Origin of the sequence: Sphaerisporangium siamense, assembly GCF_014205275.1 — a bacterium.
In the GTDB taxonomy this organism is placed as follows: Bacteria; Actinomycetota; Actinomycetes; order Streptosporangiales; family Streptosporangiaceae; genus Sphaerisporangium; species Sphaerisporangium siamense.
Map to the genome: position 1 here is coordinate 8,210,847 of NZ_JACHND010000001.1, position 20,700 is coordinate 8,231,546.

15 protein-coding genes are annotated in these 20,700 nt (G+C 72.0%); 12 read left to right on the forward strand and 3 right to left on the reverse strand.

Features of this window, described 5'->3' with window-relative positions; genetic code table 11:
* Positions 1 to 3: 3 nt before the first annotated feature.
* Positions 4 to 834, reverse strand: a complete 831-nt coding sequence (locus BJ982_RS37020; protein WP_184887909.1) for a phosphoribosylaminoimidazolesuccinocarboxamide synthase — start codon at positions 832 to 834, stop codon at positions 4 to 6.
* A gap of 72 nt (positions 835 to 906) precedes the next feature.
* Positions 907 to 1,971 carry a ketoacyl-ACP synthase III family protein gene (locus BJ982_RS37025; RefSeq protein WP_184887911.1) on the reverse strand — a complete coding sequence of 355 codons (1,065 nt, stop codon included), beginning with the start codon at positions 1,969 to 1,971 and terminating at the stop codon, positions 907 to 909.
* A gap of 359 nt (positions 1,972 to 2,330) precedes the next feature.
* Here BJ982_RS37025 and BJ982_RS37030 point away from each other — a divergent pair, with 359 nt between their 5' ends.
* The 12 genes from BJ982_RS37030 (at position 2,331) to BJ982_RS37085 (ending at position 18,926) form a co-directional block, all read left to right on the forward strand.
* On the forward strand, positions 2,331 to 3,251 hold the full coding sequence (locus BJ982_RS37030; protein ID WP_184887913.1) for an AfsA-related hotdog domain-containing protein: 921 nt from the start codon (positions 2,331 to 2,333) through the stop codon (positions 3,249 to 3,251).
* On the forward strand, positions 3,248 to 3,907 hold the full coding sequence (locus BJ982_RS40810) for a methyltransferase family protein (RefSeq protein ID WP_184887915.1): 660 nt from the start codon (positions 3,248 to 3,250) through the stop codon (positions 3,905 to 3,907). Before BJ982_RS37030 ends, BJ982_RS40810 begins: the two co-directional genes overlap by 4 nt.
* Before the next feature lie 10 nt (positions 3,908 to 3,917).
* Complete coding sequence (locus BJ982_RS37040) at positions 3,918 to 6,911, forward strand: PEP/pyruvate-binding domain-containing protein (protein WP_239122750.1); 2,994 nt, start codon at positions 3,918 to 3,920, stop codon at positions 6,909 to 6,911.
* A gap of 224 nt (positions 6,912 to 7,135) precedes the next feature.
* Positions 7,136 to 7,882 (forward strand): hypothetical protein, encoded by a 747-nt coding sequence (locus tag BJ982_RS37045; RefSeq protein ID WP_184887919.1) that lies wholly within the window; start codon positions 7,136 to 7,138, stop codon positions 7,880 to 7,882.
* A gap of 269 nt (positions 7,883 to 8,151) precedes the next feature.
* The gene (locus tag BJ982_RS37050; protein WP_184887921.1) at positions 8,152 to 9,255 is read left to right on the forward strand and encodes a cytochrome P450; all 1,104 of its coding nucleotides are present in this window, start codon (positions 8,152 to 8,154) and stop codon (positions 9,253 to 9,255) included.
* Positions 9,256 to 9,564: 309 nt separating this feature from the next.
* Complete coding sequence (locus BJ982_RS37055) at positions 9,565 to 10,380, forward strand: nitroreductase family protein (RefSeq protein WP_184887923.1); 816 nt, start codon at positions 9,565 to 9,567, stop codon at positions 10,378 to 10,380.
* Positions 10,381 to 10,626: 246 nt separating this feature from the next.
* Complete coding sequence (locus tag BJ982_RS37060; protein ID WP_203958874.1) at positions 10,627 to 14,253, forward strand: nitrate reductase subunit alpha; 3,627 nt, start codon at positions 10,627 to 10,629, stop codon at positions 14,251 to 14,253.
* On the forward strand, positions 14,254 to 15,873 hold the full coding sequence (narH, locus tag BJ982_RS37065) for a nitrate reductase subunit beta (protein WP_184887927.1): 1,620 nt from the start codon (positions 14,254 to 14,256) through the stop codon (positions 15,871 to 15,873).
* Entirely contained in the window at positions 15,870 to 16,559 is a 690-nt protein-coding gene (gene narJ, locus BJ982_RS37070) for a nitrate reductase molybdenum cofactor assembly chaperone (protein WP_184887929.1), read from the forward strand. Before narH ends, narJ begins: the two co-directional genes overlap by 4 nt.
* The gene (gene narI, locus BJ982_RS37075) at positions 16,556 to 17,308 is read left to right on the forward strand and encodes a respiratory nitrate reductase subunit gamma (protein ID WP_239122686.1); all 753 of its coding nucleotides are present in this window, start codon (positions 16,556 to 16,558) and stop codon (positions 17,306 to 17,308) included. The genes narJ and narI overlap by 4 nt, the downstream gene beginning before the upstream one ends.
* Complete coding sequence (locus BJ982_RS37080) at positions 17,305 to 18,339, forward strand: tellurite resistance/C4-dicarboxylate transporter family protein (protein WP_203958848.1); 1,035 nt, start codon at positions 17,305 to 17,307, stop codon at positions 18,337 to 18,339. Before narI ends, BJ982_RS37080 begins: the two co-directional genes overlap by 4 nt.
* Before the next feature lie 110 nt (positions 18,340 to 18,449).
* Entirely contained in the window at positions 18,450 to 18,926 is a 477-nt protein-coding gene (locus tag BJ982_RS37085; RefSeq protein WP_184887931.1) for an ester cyclase, read from the forward strand.
* A 479-nt stretch (positions 18,927 to 19,405) separates the two neighbouring features.
* On the opposite strand, the gene BJ982_RS37090 is transcribed toward BJ982_RS37085, so the two are convergent.
* Positions 19,406 to 20,569, reverse strand: coding sequence for an acyl-CoA dehydrogenase family protein (locus tag BJ982_RS37090; protein WP_184887933.1), 1,164 nt, complete (start codon positions 20,567 to 20,569; stop codon positions 19,406 to 19,408).
* Between the last annotated feature and the right edge of the window lie 131 nt (positions 20,570 to 20,700).

Consider the following 20,700-nt stretch of genomic DNA (forward strand, 5'->3'; position numbering starts at 1 on the left):
GGCCTACCAGGTCTCGCCGGTGATGAGCTCGTACGCCTGGATGTAGCGGGCGCGGGTCGCCTCGACGATGTCGGCGGGCACCTCGGGCGCCGGGGCCTTCTTGTCCCAGCCGGTGCCGGTGGCCCAGTCGCGGACGAACTGCTTGTCGAAGGACCGCTGGGCCCGTCCCGGCTCCCAGTCGGCGGCGGGCCAGAAGCGCGAGGAGTCGGAGGTCAGCAGCTCGTCGCCGAGCACGAGCGTGCCGTCGGCGGCCCTGCCGAACTCCAGCTTGGTGTCGGCGATGATGATGCCGCGCGCGGCGGCCAGCTCGGCGCCGCGCCGGTAGACCTCCAGGGTGGCGCGCCTGAGCTCCTCGGCCGTCCGCGCGCCCTCCTGGGAGACGACGTCGTCGTAGGTGATGAACTCGTCGTGCTCGCCGATCGGCGCCTTGGTGGTCGGCGTGAAGACCGGCTCGGGCAGCCGGGAGCCCTCGACGAGGCCGGGCGGCAGGGACACCCCGGACACCGCGCCGCTCGCCTGGTACTGCTTCAGGCCGCCGCCGACGAGGTAGCCGCGCGCGATGCACTCGACGGGCACCATGTCGAGCCTGCGGCAGCGCACGGCCCGGCCCGCGAACTCCTCGGGCACGTCGGTGGCCGAGATGACGTGGTTGGGCACGACGTCGGCGAGGCGCTCGAACCACCACAGCGACAGCCTCGTGAGCACCTTCCCCTTGTCGGGGATCGGCGTGGGAAGGATCACGTCGTAGACCGAGACACGGTCGGAGGCGACCAGGATGACGTCACCCCGGTCCTCGTAGACGTCCCTGACCTTCCCGGAGTGGAGAAGCCTCACCCTGCCCCCTTGCCCGCGCGCCCGGCGGCCCGCCCGCCGTCCAGCCGGACCAGGCTACCGCCGGCCCGCCCCTCACCCGGCGGGGGGCGTCCAGTCGACCGGGTCGAGGATCTCCACCACCGCGCAGGACAGGGCGACGCCCGCGCCGTTGGCGAGCATGAGGACGTGGTCGCCGGGGCCGACGGCGCCGGTCTCGACCAGGTGGTTCAGGCCCGCGACCTGGTCGTTCACGCTGAGGTGGCCGAGGCCGCGGCCGTACTCCAGCACCCCGCGGGACGGGTCGATCCCGAGCGGTTCCAGGATGGCGCGCACGTACGCCTCGCCGCCGGAGAAGATGTGCGTCGCGCGGGTCACCTGGCCGGGGGTGACGCCGGCGTCGGCCAGGGCGCGTTCGGCCACCTTGACGCGGGCGAGCCGCAGCGTCTCCTTGGCCTCCTCCAGCTCCTTGGGGTTGCGCGCGGCGAACTCGGCCACCCTGGCGCCGATCGCCATGGGGACGCCCGCGGCGCTGCCGGGCGGGAACAGCGGGACGTCGCCCCGGTACAGCTCCTCCAGCTCGGGCAGGGAGGCGGACGCGATCGACCGGAGCCGGGCGAATCCGGCGCGGCGCGACAGGACGACGGCGGTCCCCGCGTCGCCGAGGATGGTGCCCCGGTTGGTGGTGGCCCCTTCGGCGTACCGCCAGCGGTCGACCAGCGGGGCGCCGAAGTTGTCCGCGCCCGTGATCAGCGCCGCCGCCGGGCCCTGGGCGGCGGTGAGGTGGCAGGACGCCAGCTCCATCGCGCCGAGCATCCCGTTGCAGGTCTGGCCGACGCTGAAGGCGGGGACGCGGCCGCCGATCGTGTGGCGCTGCACGTAGTGGTGGGGCGACCAGCCGTCCAGGCCCTGGTGGAACAGGTTGGCGTGCAGCAGCAGGCCGACCTCGGACACGTCGTGGGCCGAGCGGGCCAGCGCCTGGCGCGCGGCGCGCACCGCCAGGTCGGGGGCCGGCACGTCCCCGGCGACCGCCGCGCCGGTCCAGCCTCCGCGCTCGTACTCGCCGGCGTCGTACATCCCGAGCCGCACGGCCTCGGCCGCGCTGAAGGGTTCGGGGACGCAGGCGCCGAGCCCGGCGACGAAGATGCCTTCGATCTTCATGTGGGCCTCACCTCCGGGCACGGATCGTGGTGCCGGCGACGGCGGCGGCGCATCTTCTGGATTGCCCTTCTCACCGCCATCGGCGCGGGCTATGCCGTCCACCTGGGGCGATGAATCTAATCGCGCGGAATTCGTGCTTATCTGAGGTCCGGAATCAGAGATTCCCCCTATTTCGGACTATCGCTGATCACATTTATCCCGCTCGTCGCGGATATGGACGGCTATCGAGGTCCGCAACGGCGATTTACATCAGATCCATAACTCCGAAAAATGCCCGGGGACAGCAATACGGAAGATGCCCGGGCCGACGTGCGCCCCTGAGGATCCGATGAATATTCGGCAATCAGGGAGTAGTGCTTATGACCCTGCTTTCCGCACGCGACGCCGACGCGCCGCAGGCGACCCTCCTTCAGGAACGTCCGGCCTCGGGGCTGGCCCGGGACATCGACCTGGTGACCGGCACGTGGAGCGCGGCCCTCGCCGTGGACCCCGGCGACCCGTACTTCTTCGACCACCCGCTCGACCACTTACCCGGGATGGCCCTGGTCAGCGGCCTGCTGGACCTGCTGAGAGCGACCGGCGCGGGCCTGCCCGAGCGGGCCGGGTCGCGCATGGCCCTGACGCTGGCCCTGCCGTCGTTCTGCGAGCTGGACGCGCCCGTCCACCTGGAGGCGACCCGGCTGCCCGCCGACGCCTCCGGGCTGCCGGGCGCGCGCAAGGTCGTCCTGCGGGCGCGGCAGTTCGACCGCGCCGTCTGCGAAGGGGAGGCCGTCTTCGCGCCCGCGGCGCCGGTGCCGGAAGGCACGGCGACGGGCCCCGATCACCCCGACCAGCGGGACGGGACGCTGGTCCACCGGCACCGGGCGGAGAACGTCCTGGTCAGCGGCATGATCCCGGACGGTTCCACGCGGACGGTGCGGGTGCGCAGGCCCGCGGACGGCCATCCCCTGGCGGCCGGGCCCGGGGAGCCGGCGCGCGCCGAGGTGGTCATCGACGCGGCGCGCCAGTTCGGCACCATGATCTGCCACGTCGAGCACAGCCTGGCCGACGACGCGCGGCTGGTGCTGCTCTCCATCGAGGCCGACCTGCCCGGCGGCGTCCTCGCGGACCTGTACCTGCGGTGGACGTGGCGGCCGCCGGTGCGCGGGCGCTCCCGCATGGAGATCGACGTGGTGGCGGGCGACCCGGCGGGCGAGGCGTGCGGCGGGGTCGGGCTCGACTACTACGCCGCCTCCCCCGCGGTGTACCGGCGGCTGCGCGGCGCGGGCGGTCCGGCGTGAGCGCGGCGGGGTCGCCGGCCATGGGGCCGGTCACGCTGCTGACCCGCGTGCTGTTCGTGGCCGCCGTCGCCACCATGGCGGTGCGCGGGACCGGCTACCTGCTCGACGCCTCCGAAGGGGCCAACCTGGTCTCGGGTCTGCTGGTCCTGGGCTATCTGGCCTGGGTGAGCGTCGAGATCCCCGTGACCTTCCGCAAGCCGTCCCAGCCCGTCGCCGAGAGCGCGACGCTGGCCGCGTACGCCTCCTCGCGCATGCTGCTGGTGATCGCGGCGGTGCTGCCTCCCGCGCCGTGGGACGGCCCCTCGCCGTGGATGGCGGTGCCGGTCGTGCTGTTCGCCGGGGGCATCATGCTGCGGACGGCCGCGATACGGGCGCTCGGCGCGCTGTACACCCACCATGTGCTGCGCCGCGACGAGCACCCGCTGGTCACCACGGGGCCGTACCGGTTCGTCCGGCACCCGGCGTACGCCGGCATGCTGCTGGCCAATCTCGGGTTCGTCCTGTACTTCCACCAGGTCTTCGGCGTCGCCGCGCTGCTCGCGCTGACCGCCGTCCTGGTGTGGCGCATCCGTACCGAGGAGCGGGTCCTGTGGACGGTGCCGGGTTATCCACAGTTCGCGGCCGGACGGGCCCGGCTGCTGATCGGGGTGTGGTGAAGTGGCGGACATGCTGATCAGGGCCGGAGACGACCGGCTGACCGACGCCATGCTGACCGGGCACAAGTTCGCCCGTCAGGAGCGGCTGCGCAGGGCCGGCTTCCGCGTGCCGCGGTTCTTCTGCGTGCCCGTCGCGGTGTTCGACGAGGTCGCCCGCGATCTGGTGTCGCCGCCGCCTCCGCTCGCGCACGAGGGCGATCTGGTGGCGTGGGCCGCCGACGCGGCGGCCGCCCTGTCCACGGCCGCGCTGCCCGCCGACGTGGCCGCCGAGCTGTCCGAGGCCGTCCGCGACCTGGCGGGCGAGGGGGGCCTGCTCGCGGTGCGCGCCTGCGTGGTCGCCGACGCCGACGGCAACGGCGAGGACGGCGCGACCGACGCCTTCGCGGGCATGACCGAGTCCTACCTGTACGTCCGGCCGCAGGACGTCGCCCGGCGCGTCGCGCAGTGCTGGGCGTCCGGGTTCTCGCCCGGGTCGATCATGTACCGGGCCCGCAGGGGCCTGCCGCCGGACTCGGTCCGGGTGGCGGTCGGCGTCCAGCTCATGGTGCCCGGCGCGCGCTCGTTCGTGGCGTTCAGCCGCGACCCGCGCACGGGCGAGGCGTCCTGCGTGATCGCGGCGGCCCACGGCATCGGCGAGGGCGTGGTGCAGGAGACTGCCGACGTCGACCACTTCTTCGTGGACACCGCCTCCGGCGAGATCCGCGCCGAGCTCGTCGTCAAACAGGTCATGACCACCCGGGGCGACGGCGACGAGGGGCCGGTGCGCCGTCCCGTCCCTCCCGAGTACGCGCAGGCCCCCGTCCTCGCCGACGACGAGGTACGCGCCGTCACCCGGCTCGCCGGCGACGTCGAGTCCTTCTTCGGCCTGCCCCAGGACCTGGAAGGCACCATCACCCCCGACGGCGAGATCCACCTCGTCCAAGCCCGCCCCGTCGTCTTCTCCCCTCCCACTCCCACGGCGATACCTCGGACGGCGACTCCTGTGACTCCAGAGGTCGCGGCGGCGGGGCCGGAAGCGGGCTCGGGCGGTCCGCGGGTGCGCTGGACCAACCACAACCTCACCGAGAGCTTCCCCGGCCTGTCCGGCGCGCTGACCTACTCGCAGGCCCGCGTCTTCTACCGGGTGATCTTCCGGGACCTGTACCGCCGCATGGGCGTGCCGGACCGCGGGCTTCGCGCCCGTGAGCACCACCTGAACCGCATGGTCGGCCTGGTGGACGGCCGCGTCTACTACCGCGTGGACGCCTGGCTCGCCCTGCACGGGCAGATCCCCGGGTTCCCGCTGGTCCGCCGCTGGTGGGAGCGCTCGATGGGCCTCGGCGAGAACTTCCGTCCCTCCCGGGTCCAGGTCGCCCGCGCCCTGCTCACCGTGCCGGCCCTGACGGCCCGCCTGATCCGCCTGCCGGGTCAGGTCCGCGACTTCCTGCGCTGGTGGGACCGCGTGGTGGACCACACCACCGACATGGACGCCTGGTCTCCCGAGCGGCTCATCTCGTTCTACCGGCGGCTGTGGGCCGAGGTGGGGCGGCGGTGGGGCGTCACGCTGGTCAACACGTTCTTCCTCCTGGTGTGGACCACCCTGACGTCCGCGGCGCTGCGCCGCTGGGTCACCGAGGACGAACAGCGCCTTCTCGGCGGCCTGCTGATGGGCGGGCGCGAGAACCGCTCGCTGCTCGGCGTCCGCTCCGCGATCGCGCTGGCCGAGCTCGTCAGCGCCCACCCCGCCCTCGCCGACCGGATCCGCGCCTGCGACCACCAGCCCACCCCTGGCCGCGACCGGTCCCAGCGCGACCGTGGCGGGCAGGGCGACACGCCCGAGGCCATCTGGGCCGACATCATCGCCGGCCGCTACGGACGCCGCGTCGCGGCCGCGGCGACCACCCACCTGCACCGCTACGGCGACCGCGCCCTGCACGACCTCAAGCTGGAGGAGCCCTCGCCCCGCCAGCGGCCCGCCATGATCATCACGATGATCAAGCCGATGGTGCACGGCGGGCTGACCGTGGCCGGCAGCCGGGCCAGAGAGCTGGCCAGCCGCGCCGAGGCCGAGGGCGAACTGCGCGAGCGGTGCCCGAGCACGGCGCGCCGCCTGGTGATCCGGGCCCTGGCCACCGGGCTGCGCTGGTCGGTGAAGACCCGCGAGGATACCCGGTACTGCCGTAGCCAGTTGTTCGGCCTGTCCCGTCAGGTGCTGTGGCGGCTCGGTGACCACCTCACCGCGGCCGGCAGGCTCGACCGGCGCGAGGACGTGCTCGACCTGACCGTGGAAGAGGTCCTCGGCGCCTACGACGGCACGCTCGTCGACGCGGACCTGCGCGCCCTGGTGCACGCCCGGCGTGACGAGCGGCACCGCGCCACCCACCGCCCCGACCCCGGCTCCGAACTCTCCACCCTCCTCAACCACCCCGTCACGAACCCGTCACCCCACCACCCCGCCCCGTCGGCGACCAGCACACCACCGGACGGACCGGGCCACGGGACGGTCACCCACTCACTCCCCGGCCGACCTCGCGCCGAGCACCCCGGGAACGACAACGCACCGGTCCCTCACGGCCCGACCTCGTCCGGCCGGTCTGGGGAGGGAGGACCGCTGGAGCCTGTGCGGGGTGGCTCTCCGGACGGGGGGACGCCTGGGGGCGGCTCCGTCTCAGGTGGGGGCGCGGCGAGCCTCGACCTGCGGGGGTTGCCGTCCAGCCGGGGTGTGGTGCGTGGCGAGGCGCGGGTCGTGCTGGACCCCTCCATATCCCCCGAATCTTGCCGTGACCGCATCATCGTGGCGAAGGAGACCGATCCCGGATGGCTGTTCCTCATGATGGCGGCGCGGGGCATGGTGGTGGAGCGCGGCACGTTGCTCTCCCACACCGCCATAACCGGACGCCTGCTCGGCATCCCCACGGTCGTCTCCGTCCCCAACGCGACCACGCTCATCCAGGACGGCGCTCGAATCGAGGTGGACGGAGCCGAGGGCACGGTTCGGGTCCTCAGTCCCGAGGAGCCTCTCTAGCGGCCCTCCTGCGTCACATCGCCGACAGCGTCTCGGCGGGGGCCCACGTACCGGACGCGACGGCATGGGCGACCCGCCTGGGGCGCTACGTGGCGGGGAGTTTTCCCCCGAAGGCGTATGTGCCGTACGCGGTGGCGTGGGCGATCGGTGCGCCGGCGGCGTGTGCGCTGACCGATGCCCGCCTGTCCGGATGGGTGCCGGACCTGGGGTCCCTGGTCAGTGCCGTGAGCCTTCTCGCGGTGCTCCTGATGATGCGGGCCCTGGACGACATCCGCGACCTCGGCTACGACCGCGAGCACAATCCCGGACGCCCGCTGGCCGGCGGCGCGGTGAGCGTGCGCGACCTCACCGTCATGATCATCGTAGGGACGCCGCTGGTGCTGGCGCTCAACGCCTGGCGCCCGCCGGTCATGGGGGTCCTGGCCGCCCAGCTCGCGTACGCGTACCTGGTCATCTGGGCGGACCGGCGGCTGGGCCGGCCGCGTGGCGACGCGATGCTGGCGGGCATGCTGGTGAACCTTCCCGTCCAGCTGTTGATCAACGGGTTCCTGTACGCGGGGCTCCTGTACTCCACGGGCATGGCGCCGTCCTGGCGCGGCGTCCTCGGCATCGTGGTGACGACGCTCGCGTTCCTGCATCTGGAGTTCGCCCGCAAGACGACCCGGCGGCCCCGTCCCGGCGAACGCACCTACGTCACGCTCTTCGGCCCCTCGGGCACCGCCGCCCTCGCCCTGGCCTGCGCGATCGCCTCGGTGGCCGTCCTCGTCACCGCCGTGCTGCTCGGCGGCGGGCGGGCCTCGTGGGCGGTGTGGCTCTCGGTGGCCCCGCTGGCCTTCGCGGGCGCGGGCGCGCTGCGGTTCTGGATCCGGGGAGATGTGCGCTGGCCCTACGGCCAGGCGGCGTCGTTCCTCCTGGCGTCCTTCGCCGGATACCAGATCATCAACCTCATCCAGAAGGTGACGCCCTCATGACCGACCTCCAAACCTCCCCGCCCCCACACCTCCAGAACCTCCCGGACCCCACGGAACCCCGCACCGCCGCCGGCCCACCCGACCTCGACGCCTCCCCCAAGCCCCGCACCTCTACGACCTCTGACACCGCCCCCTCCCCCGGCCTCAACACCGGGTGCCCTGTGCGAGGTGAGGAGGGGGAGCTTCGGGGGTTTCCGTTCGGGATCGGGGTTCGGGGGGAGCCACCGGCAGAGTACGCACGGATCCAGCGGGAGGCGGGGCTGTCGCGGGTGCGGTTGAACAGCGGGCGGGAGGCGCTGCTGGTCGCGCGGTATCAAGACGTCAAGCTCGTGCTGTCGGACGCCCGGTTCAGCCGGGCCGCGTTCGCGGGTACGCCGTTGTTCGCCAGGACGGCCGAGTCGCTCCCGCTGATCACGACCGACGCCCCCGAGCACAGCCGCCGCCGGGGCGCCGTCGCGCACGCCTTCACCGCGCGGCAGGTGAAACGCCTGCGCCCCATGGTCGAGGAACTGGTCGCGGAGCAGATCGCCGCGGTCGCGGCCGGGCCGCGCCCCGCCGACCTGGTCGGGGGGTTCACGGTGCCGTTCACCATGCGGGTGATGTGCCGCATCCTCGGCGTTCCGGAGACCGAGATGTCCAGGTTCAAGCCGTGGGTGGACCCGATGATGTCCATCGGCCGCTTCCCCGCCGAGGCGGTGGCCGCCGGCCACCGCGAGATGCACGACTACTTCACCGACCTCGTGGACGGCATACAGGCGGCACTCGACGAGGGACGGGCCGTTCCCGGGCTCATCGCCGAGATGCTGTCACCTCGCAAGGAGGAGCGCCGCCTCAGCCGCACCGAGGTGATCACCCTGTCGGCGGGGCTGTTCGTGGCGGGGTACGAGACCACCAGCAACGAGATGGCCGCGGCGGTGTACGAGCTGCTGCGCCACCCGGAGCTGCTGCGCCGCCTGCGCGAGCGTCCCGGCGACATCGAGCCGGTGATCGAGGAGGTCCTGCGGTTCCTGTGCGGCAACGGCTCCGGCGGCGTGCCGCACGTGGCGACCGCCGACGTGGCGCTGTCCGGCGGGGTCGTCGTGCCGACGGGCGAGGTGGTGGTGCCGATCCCCGACGCCGCCAACCACGACCCGGACGTGTTCGACGAGCCGCGCCGCCTGCTGCCGGACCGCCCGGACAATCCGCACGTGGCGTTCGGCTTCGGCCCGCACTACTGCCTGGGGGCCGAGCTGGCGCGGCTGGAGATGCGATCAGGCGTGTCGGCGCTGTTCACGGCGTTTCCGGCGATGCGACTTGCCGTACCGGAGGAGGATCTCTCCTGGCGCACGGACATGTTCGTCCGCGGCCTGTGGGAGCTACCGGTCACGTGGTGACCGCCCGGCTCACCATGTCACCCCGATCAGTGGGCAAGTCGCCGCCATTGGACAAGCCCTGATCGATGTTCGACGAGTCCCGGTCGGAACGGTGAACGCCGATCGGGACGGTGAACCGTGGTCGAGACGGCGAAACGTGGTCGGAATGGTAAGCCCAGGTAGCTCGGTAAGCAGCCTTTCAAGACCTCGAATGCGGATAATTCCCGACACATCCAAACGCCACCCACGCCCGCAATAAGCAAGCCTTCTCCCGCCATCGACGACGAAGAGAACGCCCACAACACCCCAGACACGTCAGGAAACCCCGATATGCTCACGGACTGGCTGGACAACGCCGGATCCCCCACGGACGAGCCGACTTTCTATGGGCTCACCCCGGACGGACTGCTCACCACGACACGCTCGGTACGCAGGCGTCTCGACCTGAGCCGGCCGGTGCCGCGCGAGCTGATCGAAGAGTGCTTACGCATCGCGCAGCAGGCTCCCTGCGGCTCGGGCCGCAACACCGGCCACTGGATCGTCATCACCGACCCGGAGGTCCGCGCGTCCATCGGCGCCCTGTACCGCACGGCGTTCGAGCACAACCTGACCGCCTCGGCCTCCGCGCGAAAGCCCCCGCCCCCGCAGGATCAGGCCGCGCCACCCGCGACGGCCCCGACCGCGCAGGATCAGGCCGCCCCGACGACCCGCCCTGGGGACCTCTCCCCGCCGCGCGGGACGTCCGCCGAGACCACAGAGCACGAGCAGAAGCGCGGGCTGGAGGGCAGCAGGAAGCGGTCTCTGGACAGCGCCGCGTACCTCGCGCGGCATCTCGGCGAGGTGCCGGTGCTGGTGCTGGCCTGCCTGCAGACCGGCGACGACCTGCCGGACGGCAACCAGGCCGGGTTGTGGGGCTCCCTGCTGCCCTCGGTGTGGAGTTACATGCTGGCCGCGCGGGCGCGCGGGCTCGGCACCACGTGGACGACCGTCCACCTGCGGCACGAGCGGGCGATCGCCGACCTGCTCGGCATCCCGCCGGGTGTCCACCAGGCGGCTCTGATCCCGACCGCCTACCACCTCGGCGAGACCTTCCGCCCCGCGCTCCGCCCGCCCCTCCTCCCGACCGTCCACCACGACCGTTGGTGACCGTGGCCGCGTGACTTTACGCAAAGAGCACAGGCGCTATCGCTGCCCGTGGACCTGATCGGGTGACGATCTCGGGAGAGGAGACACCAAAAGGGACAGTCACCGTGGGGAGGGGGCCGGATGTCGTCACCCCCTCCCGTCGACCCGTCCGCGCGCGAGACGACCGCCCCGCCACGGCCCGGCACGGACGGCCACGCCCGAAGAGGGGCCGGCGGCCGCGCGGAGGGCGGGCGGCTCCTGCGCACGATGCGTTTCCTGCTGCCGGGAACGCCGTCGAAGGACTACTGGTCGCTGCACCGCTTCGACGGCCGCGAGGCCGAGGAGTTCTACCGGGAACGCTGGCGTCACGACAGGGTCGTCCGCTCGACGCACGGCGTGAACTGCACGGGCTCGTGCTCATGGAAGGTGTACGTCAAGGACGGCATCATCACCTGGGAGATCCAGCAGACCGACTACCCCTCGCTGGGCCCGGACTCCCCCGACCACGAGCCGCGCGGCTGCCCGCGCGGCGCGTCGTTCTCCTGGTACACCTACTCGCCGTCCCGCGTGCGGTACCCGTACGTGCGGGGCGTGCTGCTGGAGATGTGGCGGGAGGCCAGGGAGCGGCTCGGCGACCCGGTGGCCGCGTGGGCGGAGATCACCGGCGATCCTGAGCGCGCGGCCCGGTACAAGACCGCGCGCGGGATGGGCGGGTTCGTCCGCGCGCCGTGGCCCGAGGTGAGCGAGATGATCGCCGCCGCCCACGTGCACACCATCAAGGAGTACGGCCCGGACCGGGTGGCGGGCTTCTCCCCCATCCCGGCGATGTCGCTGGTCTCGTACGCGGCGGGCGCGCGGTTCCTGTCGATGATCGGCGGCACGATCCTGTCGTTCTACGACTGGTACGCCGACCTGCCGATCGCGTCCCCGCAGGTGTTCGGGGACCAGACGGACGTGCCGGAGTCGGCGGACTGGTGGAACGCGACGTACCTGATGATCTGGGGCACCAACCTGCCGATCACGCGGACACCGGACGCGCACTTCATGACCGAGGCCCGCTACCGGGGCCAGAAGGTCGTGGTGGTCTCCCCGGACTTCTCCGACCACACCAAGTTCGCCGACGACTGGCTGCCGATCGTCCCCGGCACGGACGGCGCCCTGGGCATGGCGATGGGCCACGTGATCCTCACGGAGTTCTTCCGCGACCGGCAGGTGCCGTACTTCGTCGACTACGTCAAGACCTACACCGACCTGCCGCTGCTGGTCACGCTGGAGGAACGCGACGGGGCCCGCGTCCCGGGCCGGTTCCTGACCGCCGCCGACCTCGGCGACGCGGGCGAGGGGGCCGCGCACAAGATGGTGCTGCTCGACGCGGACGGCGGCCGTCCCGTGGTGCCGAACGGGTCGCTCGGCTTCCGGTTCTCCGAGTCGGGCAAGGGCCGCTGGAACCTGGACCTGGGCGGCGTGGACCCGGTGCTGACGCTGTACGGCCGGCACGCCGAGGCCGTGGAGGTGGACCTGCCCCGGTTCGACACCGGCCCGACCGAGGGGGGCACGTCGGTCCGCAGGGGCGTCCCGGCGGTCCGGGTGGCAGGGCGCCTGGTGACCACGGTGTTCGACCTGCTGATGGCCCAGTACGCGGTGCGCCGCGACGGCCTGCCGGGCACGTGGCCGTCCGGCTACGAGGACCCGGCGCCGTACACCCCGGCCTGGCAGCAGCCGCTCACCACGGTGCCCGCCCAGGCCGCGATACGGATCGCCCGCGAGTTCGCCCGCAACGCCGAGGTGTCGCGCGGCCGGTCGATGATCTGCATGGGCGGCGGCACCAACCAGTGGACGCACTCCGACCAGGCGTACCGGACGTTCCTCACGCTGACCATGCTGTGCGGCACGCAGGGGGTGAACGGCGGCGGCTGGGCGCACTACGTCGGCCAGGAGAAGATCAGGCCGCTGACCGGCTGGGCGCAGACGTCGTTCGCGCTGGACTGGCAGCGTCCGGCCCGGCAGATGACCGGCACCACGTTCTGGTACCTGCACACCGACCAGTGGCGCTACGACGCGTTCGGCGCGGGCGAGCTGGCCAGCCCGCTCGGCCGGGGCCTGTTCCGGGGCCGGTCGTTCGCCGACTGCGTGGTCCAGGCGTCGCGCATGGGCTGGACGCCGTCGTACCCGACGTTCGACCGCAACCCGCTGGACCTGGCGGACGAGGCGGCGCGGGCGGGGCGCCCGGTCGCCGACCACGTCGTCGGCGAACTGCGCGCGGGCCGGCTGCGCTTCGCCGCCGAGGACCCGGACGATCCGCGCAACTTCCCCCGGGTGCTGACGGTGTGGCGGGCGAACCTGCTCGGCTCCTCGGGCAAGGGCATGGAGTACTTCATGCGCCACCTGCTCGGCGCGGGCGACGCGGTGCGGGCGGCGGAGACGCCGCCGGATCTGCGTCCGGCCGAGGTGACCTGGCGTGAGGAGGCGCCGCGCGGCAAGCTGGACCTTCTCGTCACCATGGACTTCCGGATGACGGGCACGTGCACGCACTCCGACGTCGTGCTCCCCGCCGCGACCTGGTACGAGAAGCACGATCTGTCCACGACGGACATGCACCCGTTCATCCACTCCTTCAACCCGGCGATCGCCCCGCCGTGGGAGTCGCGCACCGACTTCGACGCGTTCATGACGATCGCCGAGGACCTCTCGCGGCTCGCCGCCGTCCACCTCGGCACCCGCACCGACGTGATCCCGGCGCCGCTCGTGCACGACTCGCCGGACGAGCTGGCGCAGCCGGGCGGCCGTGCCCTGGACTGGAAGGCCGGCGAGTGCCCGCCGGTCCCCGGCGTGACGATGCCGAAGCTGGTCACGATCGAACGGGACTACACGGCCGTCGCGGCGAAGATGGGCGCGCTCGGCCCGCTGGTGGAGGGCCTCGGCATCGGGTCCAAGGGGCTGCACTGGGTGCCGGCGGGCGCGGTCGAAGGTCTGCTGCGCGCCAACGGCCCGGTGCGCGGCGGCCCGGGCGACGGGCGTCCCTCGCTGGCCAGGGACGTGCACCTGGCGGAGGCGATCCTCACGCTGTCGGGCACGACCAACGGGGCGATGGCGGCGCAGGCGTGGGAGAAGCTGCAGGAACGCACCGGGAGGAGCTTCGCCGACCTGGCCGGCGAGGTGCGCGGCGAGCGGATCACCTTCTACGACACCCAGGTGCAGCCGCGCGTCACGCTCAGCTCGCCGGAGTGGTCCGGGGTGCACGACCTGGCGCGCCGCTACGCGCCGTTCACGCTCAACGTGGAGCGCCGCGTGCCGTGGCGCACGCTCAGCGGGCGCATGCACTTCTTCCTCGACCACGACTGGATGGCCGAGTACGGCGAGACGCTGCCGAACTACCGGCCACCCCTGAACTACGCCCGGCTGTACGGCCCTCCGGCGTCGCCGGGCGAGGAGGTCCCCGAGGTGACCGTGCGGTACCTCACCCCGCATTCCAAGTGGTCCATCCACTCGGAGTTCCAGGACAACCTGCACATGCTGCGGCTGTTCCGGGGCGGGCCGGTGCTGTGGATGAGCGCGAAGGACACGGCGAAGATCGGCGTGGCCGACAACGAGTGGATCGAGGCGTACAACAGGAACGGCGTCGTGACGTGCCGGGTCGTGGTCTCCCACCGCATGCCCGAGGGCACGGCGTACATGTACCACGCCAAGGACCGCCAGATCATGACCCCGTACTCGGAGATCTCCGGCTGGCACGGCGGCTCGGACAACTCGCTCACCCGGCTGATCGTCAAGCCCACGCACCTCATCGGCGGGTACGGCCAGCTCTCGTTCGCGTTCAACTATTACGGCCCGGCGGGGTTCCAGCGCGACGAGCTCGCCGTGGTCCGCCGCCGGTCGCAGGAGGTGCGGTTCTAGATGCGCGTCATGGCCCAGGTCGCGATGGTGATGAACCTCGACAAGTGCATCGGCTGCCACACCTGCTCGGTGACCTGCAAGCAGACCTGGACCAACCGGCCCGGCGTCGAATACGTGTACTTCAACAACGTCGAGACCAAGCCGGGCGCGGGCTACCCCCGGCGGTACGAGGACCAGGAGGAGTGGAAGGGCGGCTGGACGCTGGACCGCAAGGGCAGGCTGGAGCTCAAGGCGGGCGGCCGGGTGCGGCGGCTGCTGTCGATGTACTACAACCCCCATCTGCCGCCGATCGACGACTACGGCGAGCCGTGGACCTACGACTACGAGACCGTCATCGCCGCCCCGCCGGGCACCCAGAACCCGAGCGCGCAGGCGATCTCCGCGCTGACCGGCCGCGGCATGTCGATCGAGTGGGGCAGCAACTTCGACGACGACCTCGCCGGGGCGCCCGACCACGCCGCCGCCGACCCGAACCTCGCCGGGCTGGAGGAACGGGTGCGCATGGAGTTCGAGCAGGTCTTCATGTTCTACCTGCCGCGGATCTGCGAGCACTGCCTCAACCCGTCCTGCGTCGCCTCCTGCCCCTCCGGCGCGCTCTACAAGCGCGAGGAGGACGGCATCGTGCTGGTCGACCAGAACCGCTGCCGGGGCTGGCGGTTCTGCGTGTCGGGCTGCCCGTACAAGAAGGTGTACTTCAACCACCGCACCGGCAAGGCGGAGAAGTGCACGTTCTGCTTCCCCCGGATCGAGGCGGGCGAGCCGACGATCTGCTCGGAAAGCTGCGTCGGCCGGCTGCGCTACCTCGGGGTGCTGCTGTACGACGCCGACGCGGTCCCGGCCGCCGCCGCGACCCCGGACCCGCGCGACCTGTACGAGGCCCAGCTCTCGGTGTTCCTCGACCCCGAGGACCCGCGCGTGCGCGCCGCGGCGGAACGCCAGGGCGTCCACGCCGACTGGGTGGACGCGGCCCGCCGCTCCCCCGTGCACGCGCTCGCCGTACGGCACCGGGTGGCGCTGCCCCTGCACCCGGAGTACCGGACGATGCCGATGGTCTGGTACATCCCGCCCCTGTCGCCGGTCGCCGACCTGGTACAGGCGACGGGGTACGACCACGCCGACCGGGTCTTCGCCACGATCGAGTCCCTGCGCGTCCCGATCGAGTACCTGGCGAACCTGTTCACCGCCGGGGACACCGAGGTCGTCCGGGGGGTGCTGCGCAAGCTGGCCGCCGTCCGCGCCTTCATGCGGGCCGTCCAGCTCGGGCAGGACCCGGGCGAGGACCTGCCCGGGTCCGTGGGGATGACGGCCGCCGACATCGACGACCTGTACCGGCTGCTGGCCATCGCCAAGTACGACGAGCGCTACGTCATCCCGCGGACGCACGCCGAGGACGCCGGGGAGCACACCGCCCAGCACATGCGGCTCGCGTGCAGCCTGGAGGGCGACGGCGGGCCGGGGATGGGCGGACACGGCCCGGAGGGGCGCCTGGCGGGCAGCACTCCCGGTCACGGCGCGGCGACGTTCCGGGGCGCCGACGGACGGCTGCACGCCAACCTGCTGGGCTGGGACGGCGCCGGGGAACCGCCGCCCCACCTGTTCCCCGGCGAGGACACCCCGTGACCGGCCCCGCGGCGGCCGGGCGGGACGGACGCACGGAGGCCGCCTCCGACGGGTACGCGGACGGCGCGAACGCCAGGGTCTTCCGCCTGGCCTCGGTCCTGCTGCCGTACCCGGAGCGGGAGCTGTTCGACGGGCTCGCCGAGCTGGAGGACGCCGTGCGCGACGTACCGAGGGGCGCGCGGACGCGGCTCGGCCGGTTCCTGGCCTGGCTGCGCGCCACCCCACCGCTGGACGCCGCCCGGCACTACGTAGAGACCTTCGACCTGGAGCGCCGCCGCTCCCTCTACCTCAGCTACTACCGGCACGGCGACACGCGCCGGCGGGGCGCGGCCCTGATCTCCTACAAGGCCGCCTACCGCGCGGCGGGCTTCTCGCCGCCGGACGACGAGCTGCCCGACTACCTGCCGATGCTGCTGGAGTTCGCCGCGGTGAGCCCCCGGGGCGAGGCCCTGCTGCGCCGCCGCCGGACCGACCTGGAGCCGCTGCGCCGCGCGCTCGACGAGGCCGGCACGCCGTACGCGGACGTGGTGGAGGCGGTCTGCGCGCGGCTGCCCCGGCTGCGCCGCCGGGAGGCGGAGGCGGCCCGCGCCATGGCCGACGGCCCGCCGTTCGAGGAGGTCGGCCTGGAGCCGTTCGCGCCGCCCGAGTACCTGGACCCGTACCCGCGCGGGGAGGGAGGCCCGTGACCGACGTGAGCACGCTCGACCTGTTCTGGTGGGTCGTCCTCCCTTATGTGGCGATGACGGTGTTCGTGGTCGGGCACGTCTGGCGGTGGCGGTACGACCGGTTCGGCTGGGACTGCTACTCGACCAACCTCCTGGAGCACCGGCTGCTCAAGTGGGGTGCCCCGCTGTTCCACTACGGCGCGTTCGCCGCGATCATCGGGCACGTCATGGGCCTGCTGGTCCCGATCTCGGTCACCCGCGCGATCGGCGTCCCCGAGGTGGTCTACCGCTGGTTCTCGGCGGTCGGCGGCGCGCTGGCGGCGATCGTCGTCATCGTCGGCATCGCCATCCTCGCGACCCGCCGCACGCTGGAACCCCGGGTGCGCGCCACGACCGCGGCCATCGACTGGGTCGCGCTGGTCCTGCTCCTGGCCATCGTGCTGACCGGCGTGATCCCGACGATCTTCTGGAACCTTCTCGGCCCCGGCTACAACTACCGTCTCACCGTCGCCCCGTGGTTCCGCGGCCTGTTCACCGGGACCCCGGAGGTTAGGGCGATGACCACCGCCCCGTACATCTACCAGTTGCACGCCACGGCGGCCTGGGCGATCTGGGCGGTATGGCCGTTCAGCAGGCTGGTGCACGCCTGGAGCTTCCCGCTGTGGTACCTCTGGCGGCCGTACCAGGTCTACCGCAGCCGGGGCGACATCCTTCCCCCCGAGCCCGGCACCACCGGCCGGAGGTGGCGCAAGATCGGCGCCCCCGAGTGAGCCGCGCCGCCGTCCGTGCCCTCTCCCCGTCCTACTTCGCGCTCGTCATGGCCACGGGCATCATCTCGATCGACCTGTTCGACGCGCGGCTGTCGTGGGCGTCCCTGACCCTGCTGTGGATCGCGGGCGTCGCCTACGCCGTGCTCATCGTCCTGAACGCCTGGCGGATGGCGGCGTACCGGCCGGAGATGTGGCGCGACCTGCGCGACCCCGGCCGCGCCTTCGGGTTCTTCACCTTCACCGCGGGCACGAACGTGCTCGGCACCCGGCTCGCGATCGACGGTTTCCTGCTCCCGGCGACGGCGCTGCTCGTGGTGGGCGTCGTGAGCTGGACGGTCCTCGGCTACCTGATCCCGTGGGCGGCGGTGCTGAGCCGCACCGGGGAGCGGACCGTCGCGGACGCCAACGGCACCTGGTTCATCTGGATCGTCGCCGGCCAGTCCGTCGCGGTGCTCGCCGCGACGCTGCAGCGCACGGCGGGCGCCGGCCGCGACGAACTGGCGCTCATCGCGGTGATCACCTGGGCGCAGGCCCTGTGCCTGTACGGAATCGTGGCGATCTACGTGGCGTACCGCCTGATGCTGTACGAGATCCGGCCGGACGACCTCACGCCGCCGTACTGGGTGGCGATGGGCGCCGCCTCGATCACCACCGTCGCCGGCACCCAGGTCGCCCGCATGTCCGGCGCCCCCGCAGCGGCGTTCGCCCACGACTTCGCCCCGCACGTCTCGCTGATCTTCTGGAGCCTGGCCACCTGGATCTTCCCCGCCCTGCTCCTCGTCGGCTGGTGGCGCCACGTCCTGCACCGCGTCCCCCTGCGCTACGGCCCGGGCTGGTGGAGCATGGTCTTCCCCCTCGGCATGTACGCCGCCGCCTCCCACGGCCTCGGCACCGCCGGCCGCGTCCCCCTGATCACCACGATCGGCGACTACGAGGTATGGATCGCCTACGCGGCCTGGCTGCTGGCGTTCGCCGCTCTGGTCACCCGCCTGCTGTTGTCCGGCCCTCGCACCCCCTCCATCCCCGCCTGACACACCCGGGCGGCGGCCACGCGGGGCCGTGCGGCGTGGCCAGGAACGGGGTGAAGGCCGCGTAAGTGCTGGGTAGGTTGGGTGTATCGGTCTGAGACGGGGGTGGTCGCATGCCGGAGCCGGCCAAGCGGGTGGACCTGTTCTTCGACGCGTGCAACGCTCACGACCTGGAGGCGGTGGCGCGCCACTACGCGCCCGGCGTGATCCTCGTGGCGCCCGGCGGGCCGGCCGAGGGCCTCGACGAGGTGCTCTCCTACCACGAGGTGGTCTGGACGGCCTTCCCCGACGAGCGTTTCACCGTCCTGCAGACCATCGCGCAGGGCGAGGAGGTCGCGACGACGGTGCTGCTCAGCGGCACGCACACCGGCCCGTTCCTGGTGGCCGGCGGCGAGGTCGTCGAGCCCACCGGCCGCCACGTCAGCGTCCGCTCCTGCTGGACCTTCACCCTCCAGGACACCTTGATCGCCGACCACCAACTCTTCCTGGACCAGTTGGAGCTCTACACCCGCCTCGGCGTCCCCCTCCCCGGCCCCCTCACCCCGGTCGCGACCGACGAACCCCTCCGGGCTCCCCGAAGTTCGTCATAGTGACGGTATTTCTTGCGCGGGCTATCTTGACGCCATGGAGCTGATCGAGGAACGCGAGTGGGATGCCACCGTGCACGGCGCCAAGAGTCCAGCTCGGCGACGTGAGTGCACATGGGCGGCACCATGCCCCGATCAAGCGACTCGGAGTGTGCTGGTCCGAGATGCGCAAGCCGAGAAGTGGTGGGCCGTTTGCGATCGCCACTATGCGGATTCGCCCGTTCTCGGACAGGCTTAGGAGGTTTCTCGGCCTGTAGCCGGGTCTGATTCGGCCTGTCTGCGACCTGCGAGACGATCTGCGGCGGGTGTTGTGGTCATCTCCTCGTCGGGCAGGCCCGTAACGCGATAGATGACCGCCGTTCCGGCCCGCTGCGACAGCTCACGGAACGGGGACGGAACAGCTCTCCTCTTAAGATCGTCGCGTAATGATGCGAACCCGGCCCGGCTGGTGCTTGTGGGCCGGGTTTTCGCTGTTCGGGGGGCTACTTCAGGAGCTGGCGGGCCATGACCATGCGCTGGATCTGGTTGGTGCCCTCGTAGATTTGGGTGATTTTGGCGTCGCGCATCATGCGTTCTACGGGGTAGTCGCGGGTGTAGCCGTAGCCGCCGAGGAGTTGGACGGCGTCGGTGGTGATTTCCATGGCGGCGTCGGAGGCGGCGGTCTTGGCGGCGCTGGAGAAGAAGGTGAGGTCGGGGACTCTTTCGCCGTGCATGGCCAGTTCGGACTTGGCGGCGGCGGCGTAGGTGAGCTGGCGGGCGGCCTCCAGCTTCATGGCCATGTCGGCGATCATGAACTGCAGGCCCTGGAACTCGGCGATGGGCCTGCCGAACTGCTTGCGCTCCTTGACGTACCCGATGGCGTAGTCGAGGGCGCCCTGGGCGATGCCGAGGGCCTGGGCGGCGATCGTCACGCGGGTGTGGTCGAGGGTGGCGAGGGCGGTCTTGAAGCCCGTGCCCTCCTCGCCGATGATCCGGTCGGCCGGAATGCGCACGTCCTCGAAAATCACCTGGCGGGTGGGCGAGCCCTTGATGCCGAGCTTGCGCTCCTTGGCGCCGAAGCTCACGCCCTCGTCGCCCTTCTCGACGACGAAGGCGGAGATGCCGCGGGCGCCGGCGGAGGGGTCGGTCACGGCCATGACCGTGTAGAACTCCGACACGCCCGCGTTGGTGATCCACATCTTGGTGCCGTTCAGCACGTAGTGGTCGCCGTCCCTGACGGCGCGGGTCTTCATCGCGGCGGCGTCGGAGCCGGCCTCCGGCTCGGACAGCGCGTAGGAGAACATGCCTTCGCCACGCGCCACGGCGGGGAGGTAGCGCTGTTTGAGGTCCTCCGAGGCGGAGAGCAGGAGGGGCACGGTGCCCAGCTTGTTGACGGCCGGGATGAGGGAGGACGACGCGCAGGCGCGCGCGACCTCCTCGATGACGATCACGGCGGCGAGCGCGTCGGCCCCCGCCCCGCCATACTGCTCGGGAACGTGGACGGCGTGCAGTTCGGCGGCCACGAGCGCCTTGTACGCCTCCCACGGGAACTCCGCGTTCTCGTCGACGGCGGCGGCGTACGGGGCGATCTTGTCGTCGGCGAGGGACCGTACGGTCTCACGCAGCATCTGGTGCTCTTCTGCGGGCGCGTACAGAGGGAAGCTCATAGACAAATAGTAGGACGTCCAACAATACGGGAGCTGAACCAGGGGTATATGGACAGCACGCTCTGGCGAAATGTCCGGTTTGTACTGTTGCGGTGGCCAGGGGGGCCGGTAACATGCCTCGGCAACGTAAC